Annotated in this window: 18 protein-coding genes; 15 read left to right on the top strand and 3 right to left on the bottom strand. The window is 57.9% G+C overall.

The genetic code is table 11. The features are described 5' to 3' along the window. The first annotated feature begins 66 nt into the window (after nucleotides 1-66). Nucleotides 67-1,515 (top strand): efflux transporter outer membrane subunit, encoded by a 1,449-nt coding sequence (locus A7P96_RS09355; protein ID WP_067526576.1) that lies wholly within the window; start codon nucleotides 67-69, stop codon nucleotides 1,513-1,515. 144 nt (nucleotides 1,516-1,659) lie between these two features. Then, nucleotides 1,660-2,196: an ankyrin repeat domain-containing protein gene (locus tag A7P96_RS09350; RefSeq protein ID WP_067526574.1), complete on the top strand. Its 537-nt coding sequence runs from the start codon at nucleotides 1,660-1,662 to the stop codon at nucleotides 2,194-2,196. Between the two features lie 82 nt (nucleotides 2,197-2,278). Here A7P96_RS09350 and cueR read toward each other — a convergent pair whose 3' ends face one another. Beyond that, nucleotides 2,279-2,671 carry a Cu(I)-responsive transcriptional regulator gene (gene cueR / locus A7P96_RS09345; RefSeq protein WP_067526572.1) on the bottom strand — a complete coding sequence of 131 codons (393 nt, stop codon included), beginning with the start codon at nucleotides 2,669-2,671 and terminating at the stop codon, nucleotides 2,279-2,281. Nucleotides 2,672-2,817: 146 nt separating this feature from the next. On the opposite strand from cueR, the gene A7P96_RS09340 reads away from it, so the two are divergent. From A7P96_RS09340 to A7P96_RS09320, 6 genes are all read left to right on the top strand, one after another. After that, entirely contained in the window at nucleotides 2,818-3,027 is a 210-nt protein-coding gene (locus A7P96_RS09340; RefSeq protein ID WP_067526570.1) for a heavy-metal-associated domain-containing protein, read from the top strand. A 98-nt stretch (nucleotides 3,028-3,125) separates the two neighbouring features. Further along, complete coding sequence (locus tag A7P96_RS09335; RefSeq protein WP_067526568.1) at nucleotides 3,126-5,288, top strand: cation-translocating P-type ATPase; 2,163 nt, start codon at nucleotides 3,126-3,128, stop codon at nucleotides 5,286-5,288. A gap of 76 nt (nucleotides 5,289-5,364) precedes the next feature. After that, on the top strand, nucleotides 5,365-5,724 hold the full coding sequence (locus A7P96_RS09330) for a hypothetical protein (RefSeq protein WP_067526566.1): 360 nt from the start codon (nucleotides 5,365-5,367) through the stop codon (nucleotides 5,722-5,724). Between the two features lie 108 nt (nucleotides 5,725-5,832). Continuing rightward, complete coding sequence (locus A7P96_RS09325; protein ID WP_067526564.1) at nucleotides 5,833-6,561, top strand: hypothetical protein; 729 nt, start codon at nucleotides 5,833-5,835, stop codon at nucleotides 6,559-6,561. Nucleotides 6,562-6,625: 64 nt separating this feature from the next. Then, nucleotides 6,626-6,793, top strand: coding sequence for a hypothetical protein (locus A7P96_RS10875; protein WP_156496323.1), 168 nt, complete (start codon nucleotides 6,626-6,628; stop codon nucleotides 6,791-6,793). A gap of 69 nt (nucleotides 6,794-6,862) precedes the next feature. Continuing rightward, entirely contained in the window at nucleotides 6,863-7,294 is a 432-nt protein-coding gene (locus A7P96_RS09320) for a hypothetical protein (protein WP_067526562.1), read from the top strand. Between the two features lie 280 nt (nucleotides 7,295-7,574). On the opposite strand, the gene hslO is transcribed toward A7P96_RS09320, so the two are convergent. Further along, entirely contained in the window at nucleotides 7,575-8,462 is an 888-nt protein-coding gene (gene hslO, locus A7P96_RS09315) for an Hsp33 family molecular chaperone HslO (RefSeq protein ID WP_067526560.1), read from the bottom strand. A 120-nt stretch (nucleotides 8,463-8,582) separates the two neighbouring features. On the opposite strand from hslO, the gene rfaD reads away from it, so the two are divergent. Next, complete coding sequence (gene rfaD, locus A7P96_RS09310) at nucleotides 8,583-9,584, top strand: ADP-glyceromanno-heptose 6-epimerase (RefSeq protein ID WP_067526558.1); 1,002 nt, start codon at nucleotides 8,583-8,585, stop codon at nucleotides 9,582-9,584. A 92-nt stretch (nucleotides 9,585-9,676) separates the two neighbouring features. Here rfaD and A7P96_RS09305 read toward each other — a convergent pair whose 3' ends face one another. Continuing rightward, entirely contained in the window at nucleotides 9,677-10,459 is a 783-nt protein-coding gene (locus A7P96_RS09305) for a polyamine aminopropyltransferase (protein ID WP_067526556.1), read from the bottom strand. A 382-nt stretch (nucleotides 10,460-10,841) separates the two neighbouring features. Between A7P96_RS09305 and A7P96_RS09300 the strand changes: the two genes are divergently transcribed. The 6 genes from A7P96_RS09300 to pth all read left to right on the top strand — a co-directional run bounded on the left by A7P96_RS09300 (nucleotide 10,842) and on the right by pth (nucleotide 15,921). Continuing rightward, on the top strand, nucleotides 10,842-11,597 hold the full coding sequence (locus tag A7P96_RS09300; protein ID WP_067526554.1) for an SDR family oxidoreductase: 756 nt from the start codon (nucleotides 10,842-10,844) through the stop codon (nucleotides 11,595-11,597). 15 nt (nucleotides 11,598-11,612) lie between these two features. Continuing rightward, nucleotides 11,613-12,101, top strand: a complete 489-nt coding sequence (locus A7P96_RS09295) for a Fur family transcriptional regulator (protein ID WP_067526552.1) — start codon at nucleotides 11,613-11,615, stop codon at nucleotides 12,099-12,101. Continuing rightward, nucleotides 12,089-13,036, top strand: coding sequence for a GTP-binding protein (locus A7P96_RS09290; protein ID WP_067526550.1), 948 nt, complete (start codon nucleotides 12,089-12,091; stop codon nucleotides 13,034-13,036). The genes A7P96_RS09295 and A7P96_RS09290 overlap by 13 nt, the downstream gene beginning before the upstream one ends. Before the next feature lie 169 nt (nucleotides 13,037-13,205). Further along, nucleotides 13,206-13,832 carry an HI_0552 family protein gene (locus tag A7P96_RS09285; protein ID WP_067526548.1) on the top strand — a complete coding sequence of 209 codons (627 nt, stop codon included), beginning with the start codon at nucleotides 13,206-13,208 and terminating at the stop codon, nucleotides 13,830-13,832. Between the two features lie 615 nt (nucleotides 13,833-14,447). Then, complete coding sequence (locus tag A7P96_RS09275; RefSeq protein ID WP_067526544.1) at nucleotides 14,448-15,215, top strand: TSUP family transporter; 768 nt, start codon at nucleotides 14,448-14,450, stop codon at nucleotides 15,213-15,215. 133 nt (nucleotides 15,216-15,348) lie between these two features. After that, entirely contained in the window at nucleotides 15,349-15,921 is a 573-nt protein-coding gene (gene pth / locus A7P96_RS09270; protein WP_067526542.1) for an aminoacyl-tRNA hydrolase, read from the top strand. Nucleotides 15,922-15,942 lie beyond the last annotated feature (21 nt).

Below are 15,942 nucleotides of genomic sequence, written 5' to 3'. Positions count from 1 at the left end.
AGCCGAAAGGCTACCTGAAAAACCACCTGTACATTTTCAGGTAGTCCCACACCAAGGAAACCCACCATGCCCGCCACCAAACTCCTCCCGATTGCTCTAGCCCTCCTCCTCACCGCCTGCACCACTACCCAAATCGACCGCCAATCCAACATCACGCTACCTGAAAACTTCCAACACACCGGCCAGGCCGATTCCGCACCCAACCTGGCCCGCTGGTGGCAGCAATGGCCCGACCCCCAGCTTGGCCTCCTCATCGAACAAGGCCTACAACACAACCACAGCATCGCCATCGCCCGCAGCCGGCTCGAAGAAGCCCGCGCCACCTCCCGCCTGGCCGAAGCCGACCTCCTCCCCAGAGCCGGCCTCGCCGTCGATGCCAAAGGCTACCGCAACCACCGCCGCGACCCCTACCTCGGCAACGGCGGCAACCTCACCTCCGCCAGCTTCCGCGCCGCCTGGGAGCCCGACATCTTCGGCCAAAAACGCAGCGATGCCGATGCCGCCCGCGCCGCCGCCCTCGGCAGCCAAGAGCAACTCCACGGCAGCCGCCTGCTTGTCTCCGCCCAAATCGCCGAACACTACCTGCGCGCCGCCCACATCCAGCAGCAGCAAACCCTCGTTTCCCAACAGCTCGCCACCCTGCACGAACTGGCACGCTACGCAGCCGGCCGCTTCAACGCCGGCCACGCCACCGCCCACGATACCACCGCCATTGCCGCCCAAATCCAAGCCCTGCAAGCCCGCCAAAGCACCCTCCAAGCCCAATTCGACGCCCAGCAGCGCAGCATCGCCGTACTTATCGGCCAAACCCCGCAAACCTTCCGCCTCGACAGCAACGCCATGCGCCAAGCCGCCCTGCTGCAACACCTGCCCAGCCCGCCGCAAGGCATCCGACCCGGCAGCCTCCTCAACCAACGCCCCGACCTGCGCGCCCGCGCCGCCGAAATCCAAGCCCGCAGCGCCCAGCTCGCCAGCGCCAAAGCCGACCTCCTCCCCCGCTTCGACATCCAATTCCTCTGGCAAACCGGCCGCATCGAGCTCAACAGCGACCTCGCCCCCTTCAACCGAGCCCGCAGCGGCAACGGCGGCCTCTTCAGCATCGGCGTACAACTCCCCCTCTTCACCGCCGGCCGCATCCGCGCCAACATCCAAGCCGCCGACGCCCGCCTGCAAACCGCCCTGCTGCAATACGACCAAACCCTGCTGCAAGCCCTCGCCGACGTAGACAACGCCTACCAGGCCCAACACGCCCTCAACGCCCAGCAGCAAGAATTGCAGCAGGCCGAACGCACCGCGAAGCAGCAAGTACGCAACGACCGCCAACTCTTCCGCTACGGCCGCAAAACCCTCGACACCGCCCTGCAATCCCAGCTCAGCGCCCACGGCTTCAGCCAAAACCTGCTCGACAACCAACTCGCCTCCGGCCTCAACCTGCTCAACTTCTACAAAGCCATCGGCAGCGGTTGGCAGGAAGCAGGCACCCAACCCGAAGCAGCCGAAGCAGCAGCTAAATAGTAAAATAGGCTACCTGAAGATTTTAGCTTCGCAGAAACTTCACTGCGCTGCGTTTTCAGGTAGCCATCATAGAATATAAATATTAGAAATAACTGCGTTATATAATTTAAGGCAAGATGAGACCTTTTTGAGGGCAGGAAAAAAATGATGACAGATCCGTATGAAAACGATATTGGGATGCAGATAGCCCGTGCAAACCGAGAAGGCAACATAGCTTTTTTAAAAGAAATGAGTGCTACAGGGGAATTTGATCCACTTTATATTACTGATCCTGAAAAATGGAATTATTTACATAGGATTAATATGAATGCTCATAAACCAGCTCCTCTTCCCACTGTCATCTTCTATTTAGACAAAGGCGTAGAGGTAAACGCCCAAGACTGCTACGGCATGACCCCGCTGCATTACGCCATGCGAGCCGAGAACGGCGATGCCGCCCTAGCCTTGTTGGAAGCAGGCGCCAATCCCAACATCCCTAACCAGGACAAGGTGATTCCCTTGGGCATGATGGGCGCTATGCCGCATAGGCTGGATATATTGAAAAAGATGCTAGAAAACGGTGGGGATATACATTACAAAAACGGCAACAGCGGTATGGAGTTATTAGAATTTGCCAAACATTATCTATCTGACATAGATGGCTTTAAAGAAATTATAGAACTGATGGAGCAATATGCTTGAATTTCTGTTATGGCCAATTGATCCCAAAATGAAGGCTACCTGAAACTTTTCAGGTAGCCTGTTTCCATTCCGCCAATACCGCCTAACGCTCCTCCAGTCCGGCCAAAATCGCGCAATCCGGGCAATCGTTTCCCGCGCAGGCATCGTGCCAGCGTTGCAGTTCGGCCACCATGCCCTGCAGGCGTTGGATTTTGGCTTCCAGCTCGGCGATATGCCGCGCGGTGAGCGTTTTCACTTCGCGGCTGGTGCGCTGCGGGTTATGTTGCAGGCTCAAAAGCTGCCCGATCTGCGACAGCGAAAAGCCCACTTCCCGCGCATGGCGGATAAAGCGCAGCCGGGCAAGGTCGGCCTGGCCGTAGCGGCGGTAACCCGCTTCGCTGCGCTCGGCCGGGGCGAGCAGGCCGTGCTTTTCGTAGTCGCGGATTTGCTTGGCGGAAAGGCCGCTCTCGGCCGCGGCCTGGCTGATGTTCATCATGATGCTTGACCTTTACTTCGGGTGAAGCTTTATAGTGGCGGCACTTAGCGGAAAAGCAAGAGCAGACCCATCATTAAGGCTACCTGAAAGTTTTAGCTGCAACGGGCTTTAAAACTTCAGCCTTACTCCAACAGAAAGGAAACCCTATGCAAACCATCACATTAAACATCTGCGGCATGACCTGTGGCGGCTGCGTGAAAAGCGTTACCCGCATTCTCGAAGGCGTAAACGGCGTGGCCAAGGCCGCAGTAAGCCTGGAACATAAAAACGCCGTCGTGGAATTCGACCCCGCCCAAACCAACCCCGCCGCGCTGATAGAAGCGGTGGAAGACGGCGGGTTTGATGCGGCTTTGTAAACCGAATCGCAACGAATCGACTGCAACACCCCAAAGGCTACCTGAAAACCCCGATCCGCTTTTTTCAGGTAGCCCAACCACATCCAGGAGGACGAACCATGCAGCAAAAAGTCCGTTTCCGAATCGAAGGCATGACCTGCCAAGCCTGTGCTTCGCGCATTGAAAAAGTATTGAACAAAAAAGACTTTGTTGCCGAAGCGGGGGTGAATTTCGCCAACGAAGAAGCGCAGGTGGTGTTTGATGCAGACAAGGTATCGGCGCAAGACATTGCCGCCATTATCGAAAAAACCGGTTTTTCGGCGAAAGAAAAAACCGATGCGCTGCCACCGCCGGAGGCGGAACCGCATATCAGCTGGCGGCTGTGGCTTTTGCTGGCGATTAATATTCCGTTCCTCATCGGCATGGCGGGGATGATGGTTGGACAGCACGATTGGATGCTGCCGCCGGTATGGCAGTTCGCGCTGGCGAGCGTGGTACAGCTTTGGCTGGCAATCCCGTTTTACAAAAGCGCGTGGGCGAGTATTAAAGGCGGGCTGGCGAATATGGACGTGCTCGTTACCATCGGCACGGTGTCGATTTACCTGTATTCTGTTTATATGCTGTTTTTCAACCCGCATGCGGCGCACGGCATGGCACATGTGTATTTTGAAGCAGGCGTGATGGTGATTGGGTTTGTGTCGCTGGGCAAATTTTTGGAACACCGCACCAAAAAATCCAGTCTGAACAGCTTGGGTTTGCTGCTGAAACTCACGCCGACTCAAGTCAACGTACGACACAATGGCGAATGGCGGCAGCTACCCATCGACCAAGTGCAAATCGGCGACTTTATCCGCGCCAACCACGGCGAACGCATCGCCGCCGACGGCATTATCGAAAGCGGCAGCGGGTGGGCGGACGAGAGCCATCTCACCGGCGAATCCAATCCCGAAGAGAAAAAGGCGGGCGGCAAAGTGTTGGCGGGCGCGCTGATGACCGAAGGCAGCGTGGTTTATCGCGCCACGCAGCTCGGCAGCCAAACCCTGCTCGGCGACATGATGAACGCGCTATCCGAAGCGCAAGGCAGCAAGGCACCGATTGCGCGTGTGGCGGACAAGGTAGCGGCGGTGTTCGTACCAGCCGTCGTGAGCATTGCGCTTTTGACTTTTATGGCCACTTGGCTGGTTAAAGGCGATTGGACGGTTGCGCTGATGCATGCCGTTGCCGTTCTGGTGATTGCCTGCCCGTGCGCGCTCGGTCTGGCCACGCCCGCCGCGATTATGGTCGGCATGGGCAAGGCGGTGAAACACGGCATTTGGTTCAAAGACGCGGCGGCAATGGAAGAGGCCGCCCACATCGATGTCGTCGTGTTAGACAAAACCGGCACGTTGACCGAAGGCAGGCCGCAAGTTGCCGCCGTCTATTGCGTTCCCGACAGCGGCTTTGACGAAGAGACTTTGTACCGCATCGCCGCTGCCGTCGAACAAAACGCCGCCCATCCGCTCGCCCGTGCCATCGTCTCTGCCGCCCAAGCACGCGGTCTGGATATCCCAGCCGCACAAAACGCGCAAACCTTTGTCGGTGCAGGTATTGCCGCCGAAGTCGAAGGCGCGGGATTGGTGAAAGCGGGCAAACTTGATTTTGCTGAATTAAGGCTACCTGAAAACCTTTCAGACGACGTTTGGCGCATCGCAAGCATTGTCGCCGTTTCCGCCAACGGCAAACCCATCGGCGCATTCGCACTCGCCGACGCGCTGAAAGCCGACACTGCCGAAGCCATAGGCCGTCTGAAAAAACACGGCATCGATGTTTACATCATGAGCGGCGACAACCAAGGCACGGTCGAATACGTCGCCAAACAACTGGGCATCGCACACGCCTTCGGCAACATGAGTCCGCGCGACAAGGCCGCCGAAGTGCAGAAACTCAAAGCCGCCGGCAAAACCGTGGCGATGGTCGGCGACGGCATCAACGACGCGCCTGCACTCGCCGCCGCCAACGTCAGCTTCGCCATGAAAGGCGGTGCGGACGTTGCCGAACACACCGCCTCCGCCACGCTGATGCAGCATTCGGTCAACCAACTCGCCGATGCCCTGTTGGTGTCGCAGGCGACTTTGAAAAACATCAAGCAAAACCTGTTTTTCGCCCTCTTCTACAACACCTTGGGCATCCCGCTCGCCGCACTCGGCTTCTTAAATCCCGTCATCGCAGGCGCGGCAATGGCGGCAAGCTCGGTTTCGGTATTGAGCAATGCGCTGCGCTTGAAACGGGTGAAGATTGAGTGAGGCGTGGCAAAGGCCGCTTGGAAAGTAATACGCCCAAGTTTTATTTTTCAGGTAGCCTCAAACTAGGAATCAACCGATGAAAAGCTATACGCTCGATATTCCCCACTTTGAATATCCAAAATCATTTGAAAAAATCGTCGAACTGAATTTAGTCGATTTCGATATTTGGCATCTGATCGATAGCGATTGGGCCGCTGAACTATACCAAGGCCTGCAAACCCGTTATCCCGACAGGAAACTGATCCCCTTCGCCAAACGCAGCGATTGCGATGACACTGCCTGCTTCGAAATCGGCAAAGGCGGAAAAATCCAGCTTATCCACGACTTCGCCAGCCTCGGCTGGGAACAGCGTCAAGAATTCCCCGATTGCTGGGCATGGCTCGCCCAAGCGGTAAACGACATGATCGAATACAATCGGGAAGACGGCATCCTGTAAACATCAAACCGGCTGATGGGCAAACATCCATTTTCAGGTAGCCTGCCTTGAAAACCGCCGCATATACCAGCAAAATAACATCTCTCCCCTGCATAAAGGACATCAGCCATGCGGAAACTCCTCATCCTCGCCACCGTCGCCATTGCCGCCCCGATTTATGCCCAAACCTGCGCCCAAGCCGATGCCGCGCTGGCGCAAGCCTACACGCAGATGAACGAAAATCAGCGCGAAACCGCCGAAACCCGTTTTCACCAAACCCTTTCCACCTATCTGCAACAGTCCGATTCCTGGGCATGCCGTTTCCCCAGCACCACCAGAGCCGGCATCATCATCCACACAGCGCCCAACGGCCGCCTGCGCAGTTTCAGCTGGGATGCCCAAAGCGGTGGCACCCTGCGTGAATACCACAACCTACTCCAATACCGCATCCCATCCGGCCGCAGCGCCACCCAAAAAGGCGAAGGCATCCTAACCGGCATCTACTCCGACACACTCGGCCAACACGGCACTGCCTATTTCGTCACCAGCATAGGCAAATACAGCAATACCCTCTACGGGCAGAGCCTGTCGGTTTGGCAGATCAGCAACGACGGCCTGCGCCCGCTCAACATTATCCGCACCAGCAAAGCCACCAACACGCTCTCCTATGAATACAGCGCCAGCCATAGCGGTAGAAATGAAGATTTTGCCTACGACGCCCGCAGCAAAACCATCAGCTTCCCGCTGGTACTGAAAGCAGATGCCAACCACCCTGATGCCGCATATGGTGCGGCACAGGTAAGTAACCGCCGCATCCGCTACCGCTTCAATGGTGAGCAGTTTGTTCGTTTGAATTGAAACCGCCAACCACGCCACCCAACACTTTTCAGGTAGCCCCGAAGGCTACCTGAAACCCACCGCCATGCTCCGCCACGCCCTCATCGCTCTGCAAACCCTCTTCGCCACCCCGCTGCATGCCCGCCATGCCGCCAAAACCGATGCCGCCCTCGCTGCCGCCCTGCAACACAACGGCAGCCAACCAGCCAGCCTCTTCGCCGAGCAGCTTGAAGGCTACCTGAAAACCGCCTAATCCTGGGCCTGCCGTTTCAGCCAAACCCGCACCGCCGGCCTGATAATCCACAGCAGCGCCGACGGCCGCGTGCGCAGCCTCACCCCGCCGCACAGCCCCGCCAGCCTGCTCCAAGCCCGCAGCCCGAGCGGCCACACCAGCGTACAAACCTTCCCCGGCTACATCGAACGCCTGCACACCCTCCGCCTCAGCGGCTACGGCCACGCCTACCTCCTGTTCACCGAGCACACCGATGGCGACCACACCGAAAAATCCCTCGTCCTCCTCCACTTCGCCGCCGAGCAGCTCCAAGCCCTGCCCATCATCCAAACCGCCCCTGCCGCCGAACCCACCCACCGCCTAAACATCGCCTACAGCGGCCAACACGCCAACAACTACTTCTTCTATGAGCCCGGCAGCCACACCATCAGCCAGCCGCAAATCAGCAGCCATACCCACACCCCCACCAACCGCCGCCTCAAATACCGCTTCAACGGCCAACTATTCGTGCCGCACAGTTAAACCAACAATGAGGCTACCTGAAAACCGTTCTGCATTTTCAGGTAGCCTCATGGCAGACAGCAGCACGATTTACACGTTTAAGGGCTTGAACTTTATTTGCCAGCACAACTCACCGGCTGTCTAAAACAGCGTGCATACCGTACACTTCCCGCATACCACCCTATATTTTCAGGTAGCCTGCAACGACACAGGCTACCTGAAACATATTCAACAAAAGGCTACCTGAAAACCGTTACTCGGTTTTCAGGTAGCCTTTTTATACAATTAAGACAACGCCGCCTTATTGCAGTTGCTGCCCGGTCATGGCTTCGATTTCCATGCCGAACAGGGCTTGCACGTCGGTGTCGTCGAACACGTATTTTTCGCCGCAGAAGTCGCAGTCGATGGCGATGCTGCCTTGTTCGGCCACGATGTTGCCCACTTCCTGCCCGCCCAAAAGCAGCAGCATATCGCTCACTTTGCCGCGCGAGCAGGTGCAGGCGAATTCGATTTGTTTGGGCTCGAACACGCGCGGCGGGGTTTCGTGGAACAGGCGGTAGAGCAGGTGTTGGGCGTCGAGCTCGATCAATTCCTGCGGGGTAACGGTGTCGGCCAGGGTGGTATAGTGCGTCCAGGCGTCGGCGTCGATTTGCTGTTCGGGCAGCCTTTGCAGCAGCAGGCCGCCGGCGGCGTGTTCGGAAGCGGCGAGGCTGATGTGGGTGTCGAGCTGCTCGGAGCGGCGCATATAGGCGCTGAGCATTTCGGCGATGCTGCTGCCTTCAAGCGGCACGATGCCTTGCCAGGGTTCGCCTTCGTTGGGCTGGAGGGTGATGCCGAATACGGCGTTTTCGCCGAGCAGCTCAATCAGGCTGCGGCCGTCGTCTAAGTTGGCTTGTTCGTTCCAGCGGGCGGTGGCACGGCAGCTGTGGTTGGAATCGGTTTCGGCCACGAGCATTTTGAGGTCGCCCTGCCCTTGGATTTGCAATATGAGTTTGCCGGGCAGCTTGAGGTTGCTGGAAAGCAGGACGCCGGCGGCCAGAAGCTCGCCCAGTGCGCTGCGGATGGCGGCGGGGTAGGATTTGCGCTGTACGATGTGCTGCCACACGCTTTGCAGCTGAACATGCAGGCCACGCACGGGTTGGTTGTCGAAAATAAAGCGGGTGCGTAGGTTGGCGGGCTGGGTGGTCATGATGCTTTCCTTATTGTTATCTTGATCAGGCTGCTATATGGTTTCCAAGGGCGGATATTCAAGTTTCAGGTAGCCCGAAATCGGTTAAAATATATGCCAACCCTTTATCAGGAGACCCCCATGACCATCATCGTTACCGGCGCTGCCGGCTTTATCGGCAGCAATATCGTGCACGCGCTCAACCGGCGCGGCATCACCGACATCATCGCGGTGGACAACCTCAGCCGCGCCGACAAATTCCGCAATCTGGTGCAGGCCGATATTGCGCACTATCTAGATAAACACGAATTCATCCGCCAAGTGCGCGCCCACCAAATCAACGGCGGCAACATCGAAGCTATCTTCCACCAAGGCGCCTGCTCCGACACCATGAACCACGACGGCGTGTACATGATGGATAACAACTACCAATACACGCTCGACCTGCTCGACTGGTGCCAAGACGATCGCATCCGCCTGATCCACGCCTCCTCCGCCGCCGTGTATGGCAAAGGCCAAACCTTCCGCGAACAGCGCGAATTGGAAGCCCCGCTCAATGTGTACGGCTATTCCAAATTCCTGTTCGACCAAGTATTGCGCCGCCGTATGGCGCAAGGGCTGCACAATCAAGTGGTTGCCCTGCGCTATTTCAACGTATACGGCCGCCGCGAGCAGCACAAAGGCCGCATGGCCTCCGTGGCCTACCACCACTTCCACGAATACCGCGAGCACGGCCGCGTAACCCTGTTCGGCGGCTACGACGGCTACCCCGACGGCGCGCAAAGCCGCGACTTTATCTGCGTGGAAGACGTAGTAAAAGTAAACCTATTTTTCTACGACCATCCCGAAGTATCCGGCATTTTCAACTGCGGTACCGGCCGCAGCCAGCCCTTCAACGACCTGGCCGCCGCCACCGTAAACGCCTGCCGCGCCCGCGAAGGCAAGCCCGAGCTGCCGCTGGAAGAGCTGGTACAACAAGGCTTGATTGTGTATAGCAAATTCCCTGACGCACTCAAAGGCAAATACCAAAGCTTCACCCAGGCCGACATCAGCGCCCTGCGCGCCGCCGGCTATGCCGAAGAATTCGACGACGTAGCCACTGGCGTACGCCGCTATGTGGATTGGCTGGCCGGACAGGATTAGCCGCCACAACGCTATTTGATGTTCGCCTCGTTGCAGCTTATGTCTTCAGATAGCCTTTCTAACCGTGCTGGAGTTTTCGCTTTCAGCCAGCCTCAACGCAGCCACTGCCAGGTGCTGCCCGGCGGCACGTGTGCCTGATGCAGCATGGTTTTGAAGTCCAGCCCGTATTGCTCGCTCAGCTTGGCGGCTTTTTTCTGCAGGGCCGCCAGCGGCTGGGGCGCTTGGTTTTGGAAGGCGAGCACGGCCACGTTGCCGTGGGTTTCGGCGGGCACGCACAACACGCGCTGCTCAAACACCTGCGCGAGCCGTTGCAGGAAAAGCGGGTAGCGTTTGTCGCCGCTCCACCAGTTGGTGACGAAAATGCCGTTGTCGCTCAGGGCGGTGCGGCAATCGGCAAAAAATGGCTCGGCCACCAGGGCATCGATAATCTGCACGCCGTCGAAGCCGTCCACCAGCAAAATATCCGTGCCGCCGCGCAGGGTTTTGATGTATTCCGCGCCGTCGGCCTCGATGATTTCAAATTTTTCGCCCTCAAACGGCAATTCAAACAGGCCGCGCGCCACGCTGATGACCTGCGGGTTGATTTCCACCGCCGTTTGCGCCACCTCGGGCAGGTGGGCATCGATCCAGCGCACAAACGAGCCGCCGCCCAGCCCGATTTGCGTGATGTGGCGCACGTTTTCGGCAAACAAGAGCCAGGCCATCATGGCGCGGCTGTAGGAGAGCACCAGCTCGGCGGGGTAATCCACATTCATCGAGCTTTGCACCGTTTCGCTGCCCAAATGCAGCGAGCGGATGTTGCCGTGTTCGGAAATGCCCACTTCGGGCAGGGCGAAACGTGCCGAACGCAGGCGGCGGTAGGGATGACGTGCCATATCAACAAGCCTTTGGCCAAAATGCGGAAGGCGGGCATTCTAGCACGGTTTTCAGGTAGCCTTATACCGCCGCCCGCCGCTATTGGGCAGAATACTGCGCTCCGCCACAGGCTACCTGAAAATATAGTGGATCAGAAATAAGAATGAGACAAGGTGGCAAACCGCAGACAGTACAGGCAGTACGGCAAGGCGGGCCAACGCAGTAGCGAAAGTTAAGTTGGCTTGCTATAGCCTTGCTGCCATTTTAAAGCTGCCGGCGAGCTGCCGGTGTTATACTATTGCTTTTAGCCAAAGCCGTTATTCCTTCCTGCAAAGCGATCCAACGCCATAGGAAGGGAAGCACCCCGGCTATATCGAGCAATCCAGCACAACGGAGGCAATCATGAGCATTTTGGTCACCGGCGCATCGGCCGGTTTCGGGCGGGCCATCTGCCGCACCCTCGCCACAGCAGGCTACCGCGTAATCGGCGCGGCGCGGCGTGCCGACAAACTGGACGAACTGCGCGCAGAATTGGGCGCCAACTTCCTGCCGCTGCAAATGGATGTGAGTGATACCGCTTCCGTGGATACCGCGCTCAAAGGGCTACCTGAAAACTTTGCCCGGATCGACTGCCTGGTGAACAACGCCGGCCTGGCATTGGGTTTAGACCCAGCTCATCAAGCCGATTTTGCCGACTGGCAAACCATGATTCAAACCAACATCATCGGCCTCACCTACCTCACCCGCCAAGTGCTGCCCGGCATGGTGGCGCGCGGCAGCGGCTATATCATCAACCTCGGCTCGGTGGCCGGCACCTACCCCTACCCCGGCGGCAATGTGTATGGCGCCACCAAGGCCTATGTGCGCCAATTCAGCCTGAATCTGCGCGCCGATTTGGCCGGCACGGGCGTGCGCGTGAGCAACATCGAGCCCGGCCTGTGCGGCGACACCGAGTTTTCCAACGTGCGCTTCAAAGGCGACGACCAACGCGCCGCCGATTTATATAAAAACGTGGACTACATCCGCCCCGAAGACATCGCCGACACCGTGCTGTGGCTCTACCAGCGCCCCGCGCACATGAACGTGAACAGCATCGAAATCATGCCGGTGGCGCAGAGCTTCAACCCGCTCGCCGTTGTGCGCCACCCCAGCCAATAATAATAGGAAGCAGCCATGACCAAGCACTCCGCACCCGACTACAAAACCGCCATCATCGCCCGCGCCCGCGAGCAAGGCCTGCAGATTACCGCCCTGCGCGAACAGGTGCTGGATATCGTTTTGCGGCAGGAAGGCGTGATTAAAGCCTACACCGTGCTGGCGCAAATGCAGCAGCAGAGCAACGGCGTGGTGGCGCCGCCTACCGCCTACCGCGCGCTCGATTTCTGGGCCGAACACGGCGTGCTGCACAAAGTGGCCGCGGTGAACGGCTACATTTTATGCAGCCACGCCCGCCACCATTGCGATGCCCACTGCCACAGTAGCGACGAACAGCAACGCCACCACAGCGCCTTCATTTTGGTGTGCACCGAATGCGGCAACACCGATGAGCAAACCCTCTCCCGCGAATGGCAGGCACTTTGTGCCGGCGTAGCCGCAGGTGGGTTTAGATTAAAAGAAGAACATGTTGTTTTAACAGGAATATGCAAACAATGTCAGAAATAAAGAAAGCAAAAGTACATCTATTTTCCGGCTTTTTGGGAACAGGTAAAACCACCGCCCTGCGCCACCTGATGGAGCAAAAAAAACCCGATGAAAAATGGGTGATCGTGGTAAACGAATTCGGCGAGATTGGCATCGACGGCGCCGTGTTGAGCGACAACGGCATCCCCGTGGCCGAAATCGCCGGCGGCTGCCTGTGCTGCGTGGCCGGTGCGCAAATGGGCACCACCATCAACCGCATGGTGAGCGGCAACAAGCCAGACCGCATCATCATCGAAGCCAGCGGCCTAGCACACGCCGCCAGCGTGATCGACGAGCTGCGCGCCAAGCCCTTCGACCAAATGCTGGATATCGGCGCCGTGTTTACTCTGGTCGATCCGCGCCAATTCACCAACCCCGACTACGCCAACCAGCCGCTCTACCGCGACCAAGTGAGCGTGGCCGACGTGCTGATTGCCAACAAAACCGACATGTGCAGCCCCGAAGAAATGGCCGCCTTCCGCAGCAAAGCCGCCCAGCTCTTCCCGCCCAAAGCCGCCGTGCTGGAAACCACCGACGCCTATTTAGACATCGCCCTGCTGGAAACCCCGGTGGTGGAAAAAAGCCGCTACCGCATCAAAGAGCTGCCCGACAACAGCATGGGCCTGCAATCGCAAGGCTACACCTTCCCCGCCGGCAGCAGCTTCGACGGCGAAAAGCTCACCAAATTCTTCAACGACCTGCCCAAACTGTGCGAAGGCCTTGTGCGCGCCAAAGGCGTGTTCCAAGTTCTCGGCAGCTGGGTGTGGCTCAACTGGAGCGAAGGCCAATGGGGTGCCAACCAAGTGGCCTGGCGGCGCGACAGCCGCTTTGAAGTGATCGCCAAATCCTTCGACAGCGACACGCTGGAACAAAGATTGCAAGCCGCGCTGGAGAAACAAAACGGAAAGGCTACCTGAAAAATGGGGTTTCAGGTAGCCTCAATGAATGTTGGGGCTGCCTGAAATCGGTTTTTGAACGGGAAATGGGAACGGGGCATCCGTGTTTATTAGGCATACGATAAAAGGCTACCTGAAACCCCATTTTTCAGGTAGCCTTTCCACCTTTCTTGCCAGCCGCCAATCCATCATGCTCACCCCGCAAAGCTGCGACCTGTTCCAACGCCCGTTTTTCCAGTTCGCCCAAATCCGCCAATACCAGCCCGAAACCGAAGCGCAAACCAAGGCCGACTATAAAGCCGCGTGGCAGGTGTGGCGCACGCTGGTTTTTCAGGTAGCCTCCGAATTGGGCGCAGGCTTTGCCCCGCCGCATATCGAACGCTGGTGCAACGGCTGGCAGGTGCGCGCCCACTTTTTCGCCTATTTCAAATATCAAACCCATGCCGATACGGCGGTCATCCTCTCGCTGCTGCTCAACCGCCGCAGGCTCACTGCCAGCCTCGAATGGCACGAATACCGCGCCGCCCGCTCCACCCTGCCATTGGCCTGCTACCAACAGGCTTTGGCCGATTTTCCGCACGCCGAATTTGCCGACTTCCAAATCTGGCACGGCAGCGACAGCGAATACGCCGACTACCCCACCATCGCCACCGCTCCGCCCGACGCCTTCGCCCTGCGCAGCCCGCAAGATTTCCTCTGCCTCGGCCGCCACTTGGAGCGCAACCAACTGGGGCAAGCCGACAGCGCGGCCTGGCTAGTCGAAACCCTGCACCGCCTGCTGCCGGTGTACGAAGCCTGCCACAACGTGCGGCTGTGAGCGGAAGCAAGTGTTCCTAATCGCCACTGTCAAAGGCTGTATTCCATAAGCGAAGAGAGTGCAAATCTATTCATACAACGTTTCAGGTAGCCTCCACCTTCCTAAACCCAGAACTCCAAAATAGAATAATCACAATCTAATTGGCGGGCTGGCTTCCCGTCTGCTAGCACAACGGAACGGAGCGCGGTTTTTCGGGAAATAAGGGCTTGCATGCCCGAAGCGGCGAAGCCGCAAGTTGCAGCTAATCCAATTTCTCTTTGCGCCCGAAAAACCGTGTGCAGTGAGGGAAGTTTGGCGAAGCCAAACCTGTGCCCGCAGTCGCCTTTCTTTGCTTCCTTTCTTTGGCGAAGCAAAGAAAACGAGGTCTCCGAAGGGGGGCGAGTTTCTGCGAAGCAAAAACGAAGCCTTCGTTAGAAGGGTTCGTTTTAACGAAGTTAAAACAAGACCTCTGCAAGAGGGTTTGTTTTTGCGTAGCTAAATTGAGTGCCCGCGCGGGCATGAAGCGCAAGGATAAATAGAGCACAAATATAAAAACTACCTGAGAATGCTTATTTCGAAAATTCAAACCAAACGTCGGTGTGGCAATGTCCCATCCCTTCATCAACGGAGAACCCCATGGAACTTCCCTTTATCCTGCTGCTCATCACCGGCTTTTTAGCCGGGCTGATGGATGCGGCCGTTGGCGGTGGCGGGCTGTTGCAGCTGCCCGCGCTGTTCGGCGTGTTGCCGCCGACCACGCCCGTACCCACCGTTCTGGGCACCAACAAGGCCGCTTCGTTCGCCGGCACCTTCACCGCCGCCGGCCAGTTTGCCCGCCGCCTGAAGCTACCGTGGAAAATGCTGCTGCCCGCCGGCGTGCTGGCTTTTGCCGCCTCGTTCGCCGGCGCAAAGCTGGTGGCCTATGTGCCGGTGCAATATATGAAACCGGCCATGTTGGTGATTATGGTGGCGATGTTTGTGTACACCTTCTCCCGCAAAGATTTGGGGCAAACCGAGCGCACCCGCGCGCTCACACGGGGCGAAATGCTGCTGGGCACGGCGTTTGGCGCGGCCATCGGCTTTTATGACGGCCTGTTCGGCCCGGGTACGGGCAGCCTGCTGGCCTTCGTGTTCGTGCGCTTTTTTGCCTACGATTTCCTCACCGCCACCGCCTGCGCCAAGGTAATCAACCTGATGACCAATCTGGCCGCGCTGAGCTTTTTCATCCCCAGCCAACATGTGCTGTGGCACTGGGCGTTGCCGCTGGCAGCAGCCAACCTAAGCGGCGGCTTCTGCGGCGCGAAGCTGGCGGTGCTCGGCGGCAGCCGCTGGCTGCGTTATGGTTTTATGGCGCTGCTGTGTCTCTTAATCGGCAACTTCGCCCGCCAGCTGTGGTCAGCCTAAGAGATAGCTGAAACAATTATTTTCCCCTACAAGACAACAAGTCGCAGACAGTACGGAAGTACGGCAAGACGAACCAATGCAGTAGCGAAAGTGAAGTTAATCCGCTATGCCTGAAATCCAATAAGGAAACCCCATGCCCATCAAACTCATCGTCGGCCTCGGCAACCCCGGCACCGAATACGAAGACACCCGCCACAACGCCGGCTTCTGGCTGCTGGACGAACTCGCCCGCAAATGGCAGGCCCGCTGGCAAGACGATAAAAAATTCTTCGGCAGCCATGCCCACAGTATGCAGAGTGAAGGCGAAATTCGCCTGCTCAAACCGCAAACCTATATGAACCTCTCCGGCCAATCCGTGCAGGCACTCGCCGCCTTTTATAAAATCAAACCCCAAGAAATCCTCGTGATCCACGACGAACTCGACCTCGAGCCCGGCCGCATCAAATTCAAGCTCGGCGGCGGTAACGGCGGCCACAATGGCCTCAAAGACATCCAAGCTCGTCTCGGCACACCCGACTTCTACCGCCTGCGCCTAGGCATCGGCCACCCCGGTGATCGCAACGAAGTAGTGAATTATGTGCTGAAGAAACCCCGCTCCGGAGACCGAGACCTCATCAACCAAGCCATCATCAAATCCATCCACGCCCTGCCCGACATCCTCATCGGTAAAATCGAAGCCGCCCAACGAATGCTGCATGGCAAATAGCAGGGCAGTATGCCTGAGCGA

It is taken from the genome of Eikenella sp. NML03-A-027 (genome assembly GCF_001648395.1).
Taxonomy (GTDB): Bacteria; Pseudomonadota; Gammaproteobacteria; order Burkholderiales; family Neisseriaceae; genus Eikenella; species Eikenella exigua.
This window is presented reverse-complemented; position numbering and strand designations above follow the sequence as displayed.